This is a genomic window from Nocardia aobensis NBRC 100429 (genome assembly GCF_000308375.1).
GTDB lineage: Bacteria > Actinomycetota > Actinomycetes > Mycobacteriales > Mycobacteriaceae > Nocardia > Nocardia aobensis.
Window position 1 is genome coordinate 1 of record NZ_BAFQ01000293.1, and the last position, 13226, is coordinate 13226.

The following is a 13226-nucleotide window of genomic DNA, read 5'->3' on the forward strand; positions in this document are numbered from 1 at the left end:
GACGGGGTGGCGTAAACGATGGCGGATCCGCGGGTCGGCAAGAGCGAAGCAGATGTCCACCGACGCGGGATCAGGAGGCCGACTTGGGCTGGGAGAGGTCCCTGATGCCGGTGATCGCCGTGATGATGTTGTCGATCGTGGAGGTGCCCTCATCGAGGGCGGAGCTACCGGAGTCGAGCGTGGCCGAACCCGACGATGCGGAACCGGAGGATGAGCCGGAGTCGGCTGATCCCGAGCTCAGCTGGGCGGGGCCGGGAGTGGCCGAGTCGGCGGACGGGCCGGCCGCGGAGGCCATGGCTACCGGGCCGAGGAACAGGGCGGCGGCGGAGAGGGTGGCGGCAGCGAAGATCTTGCGGGAGACCATGTACAGGAGTTCCTTTCACAGATGGATAACGACGCCATCACGGCGTGCCACCAAATATATGAAAGAGAAATCTGTGAGGCCACTTTCGTTACTGTGTGAATGGTCACTGTTAACAACTGGCGAACTGCGCATTTTGCTGAGGTAACAACATTTGATCTTGCATTTTCTCGATTATTGAACGATCAAATGTCCAGGCTCTCGAATCGCGTGTCTCGCCCTGGTAGAAGGGGGTCCTGCGGCGTAATCTACGCATGGGCTGCGTTACCCGATGGAGCATATGTCGCCGGCCGCGGCTCACATCGCCCACCCGACCAAGGAATCGTGATGGCCCTCTTCATCGACGTGCACGAACATTTGCCCGAAGGCACGACGGCGCAGGACGTGGCCGCCGCGCATGCCGCCGACCAGGCGATCCAGGGAGACTACGGCGTGACGTACCAGCGCTACTGGGTCGACGAATCGAGCCACACGGCCTTCTGCCTGGTCGACGCACCGGACGCGGACACCGCAATCACCGTGCACCGCGAGGCGCACGGCCTCGTGCCCGACAGGATCTACCCGGTGGTCGAGGGCACCTGATAATCGCCGCTCGAAACGAGGTACCGATGTCCACCACCCCGCCCGGTTCCCCGGGGACTCGGCGCGATCGGCCGGCTACGGCCGCCATGCTGATGGCGGCGTACGGACTGGTCGCCTACCTGCTTTTCCTCGTCGTCTTCCTCTACGCGATCGGCTGGGTCGAGGGCCTGGTCGTACCGCGCGACATCAACGAGGGCCCCGCGGCGTCGACCGCGGTGGCGATCGTGATCGACCTGATCCTGCTGTCGATCTTCGCGGTGCAGCATTCGGCGATGGCCCGGCCCGCGTTCAAACGGGTGTGGACCCGTGTTGTCCCGGAACCGATCGAACGCTCGACCTACGTTCTGGCCGCCACCGCGGCGCTGGCGTTGATCATGTGGCAGTGGCGTCCGCTGCCGGCGGAGGTCTGGCACGTGTCGGCCACCCCGGCCCGCATCGTGCTGTACGCGGTCTCGCTGGCGGGGTGGGCTCTGGTGCTGATCGCGACCTTCGCCATCGATCACCTCGAGCTCTTCGGCGTGCGGCAGGTCCTTCGCCATCTGCGCGCGCAGCCCGACGCCGAACCGGATTTCCGCACCCCCACCCTGTACCGCACGGTCCGGCACCCGCTCTACCTGGGCTTCGTGATCGCGTTCTGGGCGGCTCCGACGATGACCGCCGGTCGGCTGCTGTTCGCGGCCGTCACCACCGGCTACATCCTTGTCGCCATCCGCTTCGAGGAGCACGACCTGGTCGGTGTGTTCGGTGATCGCTACCGCAACTACCGCCGCCAGGTCCCGATGCTCGTCCCGCATCCGCATCACGGGAGTCGCGCGCATCCGGTCGATCTGTGACGACGCGGCGGGTATTTCGGCGCGTCAGCGCCCGAAGACGTTGACCGCGATTTCGCCGCCGAGGTGATAGTCGGCGGACAGATGCAGATTGTCGCCACTCCAAAATCTGCCCGGGTCATACCAATTCGGGCGCTTCTCCGGCAGCAATCCCATTGCCTGGTAGGTCATGGCGACGATTTCCGCGCAGTAGGCGTTCTCCAGACCGGCCTCGGTTTCGCGGGTCTTCGAACGCTTCGGCAGCGGTATCCGGCCCCGAAACCACCTGCCCGCCAGCGCACTCGTGGACGGAAAGGGCATGCCGTCCAGCCGTGCCACCGTCCGCAGCGCCGCGTCCTCCATCTCGCGTGTCACCGGCCGATCCAGCTGGCGCAGCCACGCTTGCTGACCGTAGTCATTGGTCCAGCGCAGGACCGCGGCCTGCAGGTCGTGCAGCTGGGCGCCGCGATGGTGGTTGCCCGACCAGACATCGGGCAGCGCGCGGCCGAGCTCGGCATGCCAGATCAGGGCCGGCAGGTCGTCGACGACCACCGCCATACCGACGTGGTTGACCGGGCTGTTGGTCAGCCCGCGGATCGCGCGGTCGGCGCCGGAATGTCCACGGAACAGCCACAAGTCGCCCGTCCGCGTGAGTTCGACCGCTTCATCCAAACCGATACTCGAGGGCGCTTCGCGTGGCACAGCGACTAGCCTAAGCCGTATGCGGTGGTGGAAAGTACTCGGCTTGGCAGGAGCCGCGGGTGTCGCGGCGACCGGAGTGGTGATCGTGCGCTCCGAGCGCAAACGCCGTGCCTATACTCCGGATCAGGTGCGGGATCGGCTACACGCCCGTCTCGGTGATGAAGCCGAATCCATCGGCGACGGTAAGCGCTGATTCGAGCGAATCCGGCCACACCCCAACAGTTCTGGCAACCGCGCCATAGGTGATCACGCCACAGAAAATGTATGGTCGGGCCTCAGCTCGACGAAATCGCCTTTCTCACAACATAGATGGGCAGAAGGACTCTTCACGTAGTCACAACTACCGAACCGAACTCCACCACCGACACCCGATCACCTGCCACGCAGCCGGGCGGTGATGTGCCCAGGTAGTGGCCCCCGAGCCACACCCGTGAGTAAGCGCGTAAACATGGACCCTATGCCCGAATAGTGGCGCGCTGTTCAGATGGTGACCACGGTCAGCAATGCCTCGAGTCCCTTGAAGTCGTCCGGGTTGCGGGTGAACAGGGGGAGATCGTTCGCCGACGCGATAGCCGCGATCATCAGGTCCATTCGGCGTGGCTTCGGGTTGCGTTTCACTGCGACAACCAATTTCGACATGGACGTGAATCGCCGGGCGGCGGTGGAGGAGAACGGCAGTGCGTCGAAGGTGTGCTCGAATTCCAGCAGGCGTTCGGTGCGAATCGCCAACTCCTCCGCGGTTGCCGCCATGGCTGTGCCCAGCCCTAGTTCGGCGAGTGTGACTGTGCTGATGCGAAGTTCGATGGGTAGCGCGGCCTCGTCGATCAGCGGCAAGTCGATGCACACGCAGGTATCCAACAGTCCGGCTTGATGCCGAAAGCTGTTGTCCGGCTCAGTCATCGAGCCGGTCTTCGCCGAATTCGGCGTCTACTTGTGCTCGTTCCGCTGCGCTGTCGGCGTACGCGGCGAATCGGGCGAATCGTTGTTTGGCCACGGCCGCTGTGACGGTCCGCTTCGCGGTGACCGGCCGGAGTTCGCCCACGGGCCGGCCGTTGCGGGTGATGACGAAATCGTCCCCGGCCTCCAACGCGTCCATGATCCCGGCGCTACCGTTGCGCAGTTCGGCTTGGGTAATGGTCCTGGTCATCGCTTCACTATAGCAACACATGCTATGCGATGCTATCCGTCGTTTTCGGAGCCTACGACGACGAGGTCGTGGATCGGATCCGTGTGGTGCAGTTCCCCCGCTTTTGGTCATGGACGAGAAGCGATGGCCGACAACGGGCGAGCGCCGCCCGGCAGCGGCTGCCCCAGGAGGTCGTCCGGGCGGTGAACGGGTCGTTCTTTTAGATAAAGAGCCGGAGTGTTCGTCAGTAGTTTCCGCCGGGCGGATATTCGGAGAAGAACTGTTGGAGCCAGGGCGTGGCGGCGTCGAAGCCCCACCGCACGACGCCGAGTATGGCATTGCCGGTATTGATGACCACGTATCCGATGACATCGCGGTTTTGTTCGGCGAGTTGCTGAAGTGGCTGGATGATATTCGTGAACATGATGTGTCCTTCGCATCCGGACGGATGGATACTTTCAAGGCTGCCACAGTGGTCAATGGGGGACCAGGTCCTTCATCGGCGTCGGCCGGTCCGTCACAGCGGGCCCGTGTCGCGACACAGCAATATCGGTGGACATTCGCCGGCGCGACCGCTTCGTGAGCCGGTCGAGAGTGCTCAGGCCTGGGAGCGTTCGGGAGCGAATATGTCAGTGGTTTTCCCTACGCTGCGTGCATGATTCGTTCCTGGATGCGACTGCGCGAACGCCTCCGCGCACCCGCCGGTCTTCTCTCGCTCGAGCAGGCCGGCACCGATCCCGGTGGCGTGAACAGTCGCCGGTCGTCCGGCGGCCCGCTGCTCGGAGCGCAGCTGCACGACGGCAGGTCCTCGTCGGTGGGGAGCGTGTGAGCAAGTGCGCAGGCTCGATGGCGAGGTGCATGTTCACTACAGCCAGATCTACGTCGAGAGCGACCCCGAGAGCGTCGGCCCGGACATGCAGGAAGCGTTCGCCGGGCAGAGCGCAGGACTGTGCGGTGCTGCGATACCCGGCGCCCTGTGGCTGATGACCGGGCTGCACACCGGCAACGTCGGCTTCACCGCCGAAGTGCGCGGCCAAGCTCCACCGCTCGATCCCGCATGGGAGGACGTCGTGGAGGTCTCTTTCCGCCCGGTGTCGGCTCACAGTTGGCTGATGCAGTGGGCCGGTGAGGCTTGCTGGGAACTGGACCTGGAAGAGATCGACTACCGGGTGCGGTACTGCGCGCAGGGTATGGACCAGGCGCACCAGAAGGACACCAGACTCGATGACGAGCCACTGCTGGACCGTTACCTCCTGCAATTTTGGCCTGCGCCGCCCGAGCCGGACCGAGTGGTGCGGCAGACCGCAGAGATCGCCGCCTACTGGCACAACTATGCCCGCAGCCAACCGTCTCCCACACCGGAATAAGGTGGGGCTCCCTATCGCACCCTGATCACTGCACCTCGCGTCCGCGCAGCGCGAGCACGCCTGGCCCGGCCAGCTCATCGAGATAGGCGGTGCGGCCGGCCATGGCCATGGTCAACGCGATCGTCGTTCCGGTGACCAGAGGGCCGGTTCCGGCAGTGAACGGGCCGTCGGTCGCTTCGAGACGGAGTCCGTCGATCATGCTGCGGCTGGGCACCGCGAAGTCGCGGCTCGCGTAGAACTTCGCCACTTCGGTGGCGGCCTCGACAGGTGGTTCGCGCAGTATTCCCAGCGGTCGTCGGATGTCCTGAGCGTGGACGATCACCTCTCCGAGCCATGCCGCGGTGTGTCCGAACGGGGTAGTGGTGCTGGTGACGATTCTGCGGAACCGATCCAAAGTCTCGGCTGGGGTGCTGCCGCGATGCTCGGCCAGCCGCCGAGCGTTGTGTTCGTCGAAGTCGAAGCGGGCGCCGACGACACTGACCAGCCAGCGCAACCGCCCGGTGCTCGCGGCCGCGGTCAGGTGTGCGACGACCTCCTCGACCGTCCAGCGACCGCACAGCGATTGCCGGGCCCATTGGTGGTCGTCCAGCTCGGCGAGATCGTCCGCCAGAGCCGCCCGTTCGGCGTGGGCCATGGCCCAGAGAGCGTCGCGAGAAATGACATCCGACACCGGAAACCTCCAATTCGAGCCGGCCGGGCACACCGATGAGTAGCTGCACGGGCCATGGCACTGCCGCGCCACATTCGTGGATCCCCAGTGCAGACGACGTCGGTCCCGCGAACTCATCGGTCGCCCTGGAACGCAGCCGAGCCCGCGTCACCGACCACCCATCCCCGACATCGCGATCCCACGCACGAACGACTTCTGTGCGAACGCGTAGATCACCAGCATCGGGGTCACCATCAGGATGGACGTCGCCATGAGGATCGGCCAGTTGGTTTCGTATTGGCCCTGCAGGCGCACCAATCCCAATGTGAGCGTGGAGATTTCGTCGCGCTGGATCATGACCAAGGGCCACAGGAAATCGTTCCAGACCGTCACCCAGGTGAGTACCGCGAGTACCATCACCGCGGGCCGGGCGTGTGGCAGCAGCACCCGCCAGTACGTCTGCCAGACCGAGCAGCCGTCGAGGATGGCCGCCTCCTCCAATTCGACCGGCAGGGTGATGAAGAACTGGCGCATCAGGTAGGTGCCGAACGCGCTGCCGAACAGGCCCGGCACGATCATGGCCAGGGGACTGTCCACCCAGCCGAAGGTGCGCATGAGGATGAACTGGGGGATGACCGTGACGGTCGTCGGCACCATCAGGGTGGCGAGGTAGGCGACGAACAAGACGTCGCGGCCCTTGAACGGCAAGCGGGCGAAGGCATATCCGGCCAGTGAACAGAAGAACACCTGGCCCGCGGTCACGCAGCCGGCGTAGAGGACGGTGTTGAAGAAGATCCGGCCGAACGGCATCAGGTCGAAGATGTCGCGGTAGTTCGACCATGCCAGGTGGGCCGGGACGATGCTGGTGTCGGAGATGTTGCCCTGCTTCTTCAGCGAACTCGACAGTGCCCACAGCAGCGGGAACAGCGCGCACCACGCCATCACGACGAGCGCCAGGTACAGCAGCATGCCGCGCCCGGTACGGCGGAGAACGGCACGATTCGCGGTCGCTGTCGCCACCTAGGCCTCGCTTTCGTAGGCGTCGCCGCGGGTGAGTCGCAGTTGCAGCAGCGTCAGCACCAGCAGGATCGCGAAGATCACCCAGGCGAGGGCGCAGGCGTAGCCGATGTCGTCGAAGGAGAAAGCGTTCTGGTACAGCATGATTCCGAGCACATAGGTGCCGGTTTCGGGACCGCCCTTGCCGCCGGTGAGGACGTAGGCCTGATCGAACACCTGGAACGAGTTGATGAACGTGATGACGAAGGAGAACACCAGCGCGGGACGGATCAGCGGCACGGTGATCGAGCGGAACCGGCGCACCGCTCCGGCGCCGTCGATCCGGGCGGCCTCGTAGACATCGGTCGGGATGCCCTGCATCGCGGCGAGCAGAACGATGGTGGCGAAGGGGACGCTCTTCCACACACTGACCAGGCACAATGAGAACATCGACCACGCGGGGTCGGTGAGCCACGGGACCGGTCCGATGCCGATCCACCCGAGCGTGGTGTTGAGCACGCCGTAATCGGTGCTGAAGGTGAGCCGCCACACCACCGCCATCGCGACCGTCGAAGCGACCAGCGGCATGAACATGATGCTGCGAAAGATCCCGATACCCCTGAGTTTCCGGTTCAAGGCCGCCGCGACGACGAGACCGATGACGATGGTCGGGATCAGCGTGCCGGCGGTGAAGATCACCGTATTGCGCAGGGCCACCCAGAACAGCGGGTCGTGCGCGAAGAGCCGGCGAAAATTGTCGAAGCCGATGAACGTCGGCGAACTGAACAGATCCCATCGGTGCAGACTCAGGTACAGCGTGAACACCAGGGGGAACGCCATGAACACCGCCACCGCGATCAGGTTGGGCGCGATGAACATTCGGCCCGCGGCAGCCTTGCGCCGGCGCAGCGCGGAACGTCGTGGTGTGCCGACGCTCGCTGTGCCCGGTGATGTGGGGGACACCCACGCTCGGTCGGCCCAGCGAGCCGCTGCGCGATTGTCGCTCACTGTGCCTCCAAGAGATCGTTGATCTGTCCGGCGAGGCCCGCCTTGAACCACTCCGCGGAGGCGGCGCCGCGGAACACGTGGTCGTATCCCTGTTCGATGACCGCGTCGACGCGGGGCCACGCGGGCGTGACCGGCAGGTTGTTGGCGTGATCGCCGCCGTGGAACACCTCGAGGTTGTGCACTCTCTCGTGCGCCTGCGCGAACCCATCGGAGGCGAGGGCCGACTTCAATGCGGGGACGAACAGTCCCGACTTCGCGATGACCGCCTGACCGACGGGCCCGGTGGCGAATTTGACGAATTCCCAGGCCTGTTCCTTGCGCGGGCTGTCGGCCGCGATGGACAGGCCGGTGGTGCCGATATCGGAGCGAGCGGCGGTACCGCGCGGTCCGACCGGCAACACCGTGACGTCGAAGTCGAGGTCTGGCTGAGCGGTGTAGGCGCTGTACATCCAATGCCCGGACAACGCCATCGCAGCCTTGCCCTGGGCGAACATATCCGATGACGAAAGCGATTGCTGGAATTCGATTTTCGGCATCACCCGGTGCCGGGTGGACAGGTCGGTGTAGAACTGGACGCCCTCGATGAAGGCGTCGTTGTCGATATTGGTGTGGGTCGGGTCGATGGACGGGGTGAACCATTCCACGCCGTTGTTCATGCCGAAACAACTGGCGGAGTAGTAGACGGTCCAGGGATCCACGAATCCCCACTGGGTGACGTCGCCGGAGCTGTCGCGTTTGGTCAGCGCCTGTGCCGCGTCGAGGAATTCGTCGAAACTCCAGGCGTCCTCCCAGCGTGCGGGCGGCGGTGGGAGCTTGGCGTCGGCGAAGAGTTTCTTGTTGTAGTACAGGAAGATTCCGGCCCACTGCTCCGGTAGCGCGTGCTGCGCGTTCTTGTAGCGGAAGGTGTTGTACAGCGCCGTCGAGCTGTCCTTCTTCAGCTCGGCCGCATACGCCGGGTCCTTGTCGAGGATCGTGTCGAGGTTTTCGAAGATGCCGCGTTCGGCGAGGAAGGAATAGGACAGGTCCCACGACATCAGTACGTCCGGACACTTGCCGCCCGCGCAGTAGGTGAGGATCTGGGTCTGCGGATCGGGGCCGGACATCTGAGTCCGGATATTGATGTCCGGATGCAGCTTGCGGAACTCGTCGATGATCGTCAGCCGGACCTTCGCCTCATCGGGTTTGGCCTGGAAGAAGAAGGTGAGCGCATCGTCGTCGTGGTTACCGCAGCCGGTCATCGAGGATGCGGCCGCTACCGCCCCGGCCGCCGCCGCGCCGCGCAGAAGTGTGCGCCGGTCGAACCTCCGAGACGATGCCACCCACGCCCCCCGTTCGGTTACAGCAAGCGAATTTCTTTGCAGACGAACGTAATACCGCAGGGGCCTATCCGTCCGGAAAACACACGAGAGACCGTCGAACGCACCTCTGTCTCCTGACCGAGTCGGACCAGCCGCAATAAGGGACCTGCTGGACAAAAACTGGTCCACCCCCTCGACGTCCGCGCGCGGCATACTGGAGACACAGCGCCGACTTCGGGAGTATCGAGATGGCAACCAACGGGCCGTTCGGGATCGATCCGGAAGAGTTCGAGCGCGCTCTGCGCGAGGCCGAAGTCGAGCTGCGCGACCTGCTCGGAAAGGCCGCCGGATACCTCGACCGCACCACCGTGAACTCGCTGACGTCACTGTTCGGTCAGTTCGTACAGCCGGAGCGGACGCGATCGCCGGAACCGGACGATACGACGACCGGGGAGACCGGCAGCGGCGTCTGGGCCGTCTACAGCGTCGACGACGCCGGCGAGGCCCGGGTCGAGCAGGTATTCCCGACCGAGCTCGAGGCGTTGCGCGCGCACCGCGACAACACCGACGAACGCCGTAAGGTGCGTTTCCTGCCCTACGGCGTCCCCACCAGCGTGCTCGACCAGACCTGAGTGCGCTGACCCGAGAGATGTCGCGGTTCGCGCACTGTGCGGACGCGATGAATGCTTACTTGTGCGATCAACCGGAGAGCTCCCCGGGTACCTGGATGCCGAAAAATAGGTACGGGCATAGGTAGATCTCCCGTCGCTGATCGTGTGTCGGCGAAGCAGGCTGTGGGGAACAGATCGCACACTATCGCTCGGGGTCACCATGAATGCACAGCAGCGGCAGAGAAGTCGTTCCGGCGCGATCCGCAGTGCACGAGGGGCGCACTCGCCACGACCGCGGACGCTGGACGAGACGAAATCACGGCAGAGGGCCGATTACGATTCGTTCTGGGTCCGCTCGGCGCTGAGTCAGCTGGAGTTTCTGGTGTCCGGCAGGTCGATCGGCGCGGAAACGAAGTCGATGGTCGAATTCGCCATCCGGTGGGCGCCGTTCGGCGGTGCGAGTTCCGGGGATCTCCTCGTGACCTTCGGAGTCGAACGCCGGCGGTTCCTCGAATTGCTCGCCGAAGGGCTGCGGGCGCGGCGATCCGACGACTCCGAGGAGCAATGGCTCGAGCGGAGGCTGGCAGACGCGTTGGCGGCGGCGTGGTCCGTCGACGGCGGCGCCTCGACCGGAGCCCGGCAGTGCTGACCCTCGCCGAGCGCACTCGGCTGCTGTCCCACGACGATGTGCATGTGCGAATCTGGTTGGGCCGAACGGCCTTCGACTATCGGGCGACGGTCGCGGCGGCGGTCAACCTGGTTCACGACTGCCGTCGAAAGCGGTGGTGTGCGATCGAAGTATTTCTGCACAGGATCGAGGAATCACTACCCGAAACGCGCTTGCCGAATGAACGATTGTTTCTGGACCCGCAACCACTTCGGCAGTACGGGTAGTCGGAATTCGGGTGCTCGGCGGTCCACGTCGCACTGTCACGCTCGGGTTTTGTGTGGCAGCGCCGCGTTCGCCAGGGCGAGGGCTTGGGGGTCCTCATCGGGTTGGCCGGTGCCGGTGGCGATCAGGTCGTGCAGGCTCGTGTCGATGTAGAACGACCAGCCCTTGCGGCAGGCGTCGAAGCATTCGAAGGCCGGGGTGAGACCGACGTGGGTGAAGCGGAGTTCGGTGGTGTCGGTGCGGCGGCTGATCTCGAAACGAATCGTGGTGCCGTTCCATTCGGTTCGGTCGTCGACGAGGGTGAGCCGGGCATCGAGGACGCGCCAGACCACGCGTTCGTGAGCAACGACCTCGGTGACCTCGATGGTGGCGCGATGTACGCCCGGGACCTCGTACGTGAAGATGTCTCCGGGCCTTTCGCTGCGTCCGGTGAGAGTTTTCGACCACCAGCCGCGCACGTCGAGCACGGCGTCGAAGAACGTTTCGGGGGTTCGGTCCACGGCGAAGGTCGTCGAGAAATTCTGCTCGGTCATGGGTTTCTCCCTGAAGGGTGGATGAATCGGTCGTGATATTCAACCGATGGGTTGACAGTAGGCGTGCGCAGGCGGAATAGTCAACCATGTGGTTGAGAATTCGTCGGAACAGCTCGACGTGGTGTTCCATGCGCTGTCGGACTCCACGCGCCGCTCGATGCTGCGCACTCTGGCGCGGCGTCAGTGCAGTGTGGGTGAGCTCGCGGCCCCGTTCGACATCTCACTCGCGGCCGCGTCCAAGCACATCAAGGTGCTCGAGCGGGCCGGGCTGGTGCGACGCAGCGTGCGCGGGCGCACACATCTGTGCCGGCTCGATCCGCGCCCGCTGCGAGAGTGTGCCGACTGGGTGAACTTCTACGAGCGCTTCTGGAGTGAGAGTCTCGACGCTCTGGAAGCCGCGCTGCTACAGGAGGATTCGCGAGATGAGTGACTACGGCGAGGTCGTCGAGCCGGGCACGGTTCGCATCGAACGATTACTGCCCGGACCGATCGAACGGGTGTGGGCCTACCTGACCGACGTCGACAAGCGCGCGACCTGGCTGGCCGGCGGCCTGCTCGAACAGGCCACCGGCGGCCGGGTCGAACATATCTTCCGGATAGTTCAACTCACCGGCGAGGGTGATCCCGCCGAGGTGGCCGACCGCAGGCACGGCGAGGTGCTCGAATGGCAGCCCCCGCATCGGCTGCGCCACACCTGGAGCACCGGCGGCGGCCTCGCCGACTCGGACGTGACCTTCGCGCTCGAGCAGGTCGCCGACAAGGTCCGGCTGACCGTCACCCACCGCCGGATCCCGGCTCGCGGCGAAATGCTCGATATCGCCGCAGGCTGGCACACCCACCTGGACATCCTGCAAGCCAGGCTCGCGACATCTCCACCCGATGCCTTCTGGCCGAAGTTCCATTCCCTTCGCGCGGAATACGAATCGCTGCTCCCGCCGGAATCGTCGGATCGTGGCTGATCTCGGCGGCCAGGCCGTGACCCGACGAACGACCCACCCGCGGTTGTGCCACGAGGCCGTAACCACCTTTGTCGCAACACATGTGGTGCGAGCGAACCGGTCGAGCGGTGGCACACTGTCGAGCTGGTTTCGTACCGGCGCGCCCAGCGAGGAGCTCAACGGCGTCCTCCGGGTGGGCGATGCGAGTCCGCACGAGATCGAGCGGTTGCGAACGCTGGTCGACGGCGTGCCCGCGAGCTGGCATTTCTGGCGAGACGTCGATTCGCCGGAGATTCCGCACCTTCTGCGCCGGAAGGGGTTGGCGCTGTTCGAAACCGAACCGCTGATGATGCTCGCCGATCCGGACCGAATCACGCACGGGGAACGCGAAGAGCCGGAGCGAATCGAGGCCGTGACCGATGATGGCGGCCTCGCCGAGTGGGCGGGGCTCTGGTCGGGTGCGACCGACACCGCTGCCCTCGTGGCCGGCCTGCGCCAAGGTGTGGAGCGAGGCTCCACCCGCTACGTGCTCTGGCGTGAAGGCGGCGAGGTGCTCGGCTGTGCCGCAGTCGTGAGCTGCGCCGCAGGCGCATCGCTCGAACATATCGTGACCCGAGCCGATCGTCGTGGACAGGGCATCGGCAGCGCGCTCACGCGGCACGCTCTGATCCTCGCGCTCGAAGCGGGTGCTCGCCGGGTCGTACTCACCGCCTCGCCGGACGGTGAAGGGATCTACCGCCGCCTCGGCTTCGTCACCGTCGGATATGTCGAGCGCTATGCGTGATCGGCGGTCCGGCCGGGACCTGGGCCTGCGTCGCGCTGTTCATCATCGAGGGAGGGTTCGGCTGCCGCGATGAGCAGGTTGTCGGCCAGATCTCCGAGGAACCGGAGCAGGAATCGCTTCCACAGCCATCCGGTGCACGGGATGCGTTCGATGAACTCGCCCGACCATCGCACGGTCGTGGTGCCGTCGTCGTGGGGAGTGAACTCGACCCGGGCGTGGTAGTCACGGACCGGCCAGCGGGTCAGTATTCGGTAGGCGTGGACGTCGGGGCGATCGTCGACGGTGATCTGCTCGGGGGTCTGGACTCGCGGTGTGCCCATCAGCCGCACCCGCCCGACGATGTCGTCGCCGACCCCGGTTTCTCCGTCGCGCCAGGTCGCGTAGGTGATCAGCGGGCCGGCCCATCGGGGCCAGCCCTCGGCGTCGCGTATCAGGTCGAACATCGCCTCGGGTGCGGCGGGCCCGCGACGATCCAGCTGGTAGGTGAACTTTCGGCCGAACATGCCGGCTCCTCTCCGTGTCAACCGACCGAAATATAACAGAAGGATGTTCTATTATTGGTGCATTCCG

21 protein-coding genes are annotated in these 13226 nt (G+C 65.0%); 10 read left to right on the forward strand and 11 right to left on the reverse strand.

Annotated elements, in window-relative coordinates; translation table 11 throughout:
• Positions 1 to 70: 70 nt before the first annotated feature.
• On the reverse strand, positions 71 to 364 hold the full coding sequence (locus tag RJ03_RS32115) for a hypothetical protein (protein WP_036509991.1): 294 nt from the start codon (positions 362 to 364) through the stop codon (positions 71 to 73).
• A gap of 324 nt (positions 365 to 688) precedes the next feature.
• Here RJ03_RS32115 and RJ03_RS32120 point away from each other — a divergent pair, with 324 nt between their 5' ends.
• Positions 689 to 943: a nickel-binding protein gene (locus RJ03_RS32120; RefSeq protein WP_036509994.1), complete on the forward strand. Its 255-nt coding sequence runs from the start codon at positions 689 to 691 to the stop codon at positions 941 to 943.
• Between the two features lie 26 nt (positions 944 to 969).
• Entirely contained in the window at positions 970 to 1776 is an 807-nt protein-coding gene (mddA, locus tag RJ03_RS32125) for a methanethiol S-methyltransferase (protein WP_373281743.1), read from the forward strand.
• A 24-nt stretch (positions 1777 to 1800) separates the two neighbouring features.
• On the opposite strand, the gene RJ03_RS32130 is transcribed toward mddA, so the two are convergent.
• Positions 1801 to 2454, reverse strand: a complete 654-nt coding sequence (locus RJ03_RS32130; protein WP_036509997.1) for a hypothetical protein — start codon at positions 2452 to 2454, stop codon at positions 1801 to 1803.
• 19 nt (positions 2455 to 2473) lie between these two features.
• On the opposite strand from RJ03_RS32130, the gene RJ03_RS37915 reads away from it, so the two are divergent.
• Positions 2474 to 2647, forward strand: a complete 174-nt coding sequence (locus RJ03_RS37915) for a hypothetical protein (protein ID WP_167332038.1) — start codon at positions 2474 to 2476, stop codon at positions 2645 to 2647.
• Positions 2648 to 2934: 287 nt separating this feature from the next.
• On the opposite strand, the gene RJ03_RS32135 is transcribed toward RJ03_RS37915, so the two are convergent.
• The 3 genes from RJ03_RS32135 to RJ03_RS32145 form a co-directional block, all read right to left on the reverse strand.
• Complete coding sequence (locus RJ03_RS32135; protein WP_232329136.1) at positions 2935 to 3300, reverse strand: PIN domain-containing protein; 366 nt, start codon at positions 3298 to 3300, stop codon at positions 2935 to 2937.
• Between the two features lie 46 nt (positions 3301 to 3346).
• Positions 3347 to 3601, reverse strand: a complete 255-nt coding sequence (locus RJ03_RS32140) for a type II toxin-antitoxin system Phd/YefM family antitoxin (protein ID WP_036510000.1) — start codon at positions 3599 to 3601, stop codon at positions 3347 to 3349.
• A 223-nt stretch (positions 3602 to 3824) separates the two neighbouring features.
• Positions 3825 to 4004, reverse strand: a complete 180-nt coding sequence (locus RJ03_RS32145; protein WP_036510003.1) for a hypothetical protein — start codon at positions 4002 to 4004, stop codon at positions 3825 to 3827.
• Between the two features lie 231 nt (positions 4005 to 4235).
• On the opposite strand from RJ03_RS32145, the gene RJ03_RS37590 reads away from it, so the two are divergent.
• Both RJ03_RS37590 and RJ03_RS32150 read left to right on the forward strand, forming a co-directional pair.
• Entirely contained in the window at positions 4236 to 4409 is a 174-nt protein-coding gene (locus RJ03_RS37590; RefSeq protein ID WP_157121498.1) for a hypothetical protein, read from the forward strand.
• A gap of 4 nt (positions 4410 to 4413) precedes the next feature.
• Complete coding sequence (locus RJ03_RS32150; RefSeq protein WP_036510006.1) at positions 4414 to 4947, forward strand: hypothetical protein; 534 nt, start codon at positions 4414 to 4416, stop codon at positions 4945 to 4947.
• A 25-nt stretch (positions 4948 to 4972) separates the two neighbouring features.
• Here RJ03_RS32150 and RJ03_RS32155 read toward each other — a convergent pair whose 3' ends face one another.
• The 4 genes from RJ03_RS32155 to RJ03_RS32170 form a co-directional block, all read right to left on the reverse strand.
• Positions 4973 to 5581, reverse strand: coding sequence for a maleylpyruvate isomerase family mycothiol-dependent enzyme (locus tag RJ03_RS32155; RefSeq protein ID WP_218001048.1), 609 nt, complete (start codon positions 5579 to 5581; stop codon positions 4973 to 4975).
• 183 nt (positions 5582 to 5764) lie between these two features.
• Positions 5765 to 6565, reverse strand: coding sequence for a carbohydrate ABC transporter permease (locus tag RJ03_RS32160; RefSeq protein ID WP_051025558.1), 801 nt, complete (start codon positions 6563 to 6565; stop codon positions 5765 to 5767).
• A gap of 51 nt (positions 6566 to 6616) precedes the next feature.
• Complete coding sequence (locus tag RJ03_RS32165) at positions 6617 to 7471, reverse strand: carbohydrate ABC transporter permease (RefSeq protein ID WP_051025559.1); 855 nt, start codon at positions 7469 to 7471, stop codon at positions 6617 to 6619.
• A gap of 125 nt (positions 7472 to 7596) precedes the next feature.
• Positions 7597 to 8919, reverse strand: coding sequence for an ABC transporter substrate-binding protein (locus RJ03_RS32170; RefSeq protein WP_036510022.1), 1323 nt, complete (start codon positions 8917 to 8919; stop codon positions 7597 to 7599).
• 227 nt (positions 8920 to 9146) lie between these two features.
• Between RJ03_RS32170 and RJ03_RS32175 the strand changes: the two genes are divergently transcribed.
• The gene (locus tag RJ03_RS32175; protein WP_036510026.1) at positions 9147 to 9530 is read left to right on the forward strand and encodes an Rv0313 family protein; all 384 of its coding nucleotides are present in this window, start codon (positions 9147 to 9149) and stop codon (positions 9528 to 9530) included.
• Positions 9531 to 9891: 361 nt separating this feature from the next.
• Positions 9892 to 10158 carry a hypothetical protein gene (locus RJ03_RS37595; protein ID WP_157121500.1) on the forward strand — a complete coding sequence of 89 codons (267 nt, stop codon included), beginning with the start codon at positions 9892 to 9894 and terminating at the stop codon, positions 10156 to 10158.
• Between the two features lie 281 nt (positions 10159 to 10439).
• Here the strand turns inward: RJ03_RS37595 and RJ03_RS32190 are convergent, their stop codons facing one another.
• Positions 10440 to 10934: an SRPBCC family protein gene (locus tag RJ03_RS32190; protein WP_036510032.1), complete on the reverse strand. Its 495-nt coding sequence runs from the start codon at positions 10932 to 10934 to the stop codon at positions 10440 to 10442.
• An 88-nt stretch (positions 10935 to 11022) separates the two neighbouring features.
• Between RJ03_RS32190 and RJ03_RS32195 the strand changes: the two genes are divergently transcribed.
• The 3 genes from RJ03_RS32195 to RJ03_RS35425 are packed head-to-tail and all read left to right on the forward strand — an operon-like array spanning position 11023 to position 12656.
• Positions 11023 to 11364 carry an ArsR/SmtB family transcription factor gene (locus RJ03_RS32195; RefSeq protein ID WP_198163723.1) on the forward strand — a complete coding sequence of 114 codons (342 nt, stop codon included), beginning with the start codon at positions 11023 to 11025 and terminating at the stop codon, positions 11362 to 11364.
• A complete protein-coding gene (locus RJ03_RS32200; protein WP_036510039.1) occupies positions 11357 to 11893 on the forward strand; it encodes an SRPBCC family protein in 537 nt (178 codons plus the stop codon). Before RJ03_RS32195 ends, RJ03_RS32200 begins: the two co-directional genes overlap by 8 nt.
• Entirely contained in the window at positions 11886 to 12656 is a 771-nt protein-coding gene (locus RJ03_RS35425; RefSeq protein WP_157163566.1) for a GNAT family N-acetyltransferase, read from the forward strand. Before RJ03_RS32200 ends, RJ03_RS35425 begins: the two co-directional genes overlap by 8 nt.
• Here RJ03_RS35425 and RJ03_RS32210 read toward each other — a convergent pair.
• Positions 12647 to 13159, reverse strand: a complete 513-nt coding sequence (locus tag RJ03_RS32210) for an SRPBCC family protein (RefSeq protein ID WP_051025562.1) — start codon at positions 13157 to 13159, stop codon at positions 12647 to 12649. The two genes, RJ03_RS35425 and RJ03_RS32210, sit on opposite strands and share 10 nt — an antisense overlap.
• Between the last annotated feature and the right edge of the window lie 67 nt (positions 13160 to 13226).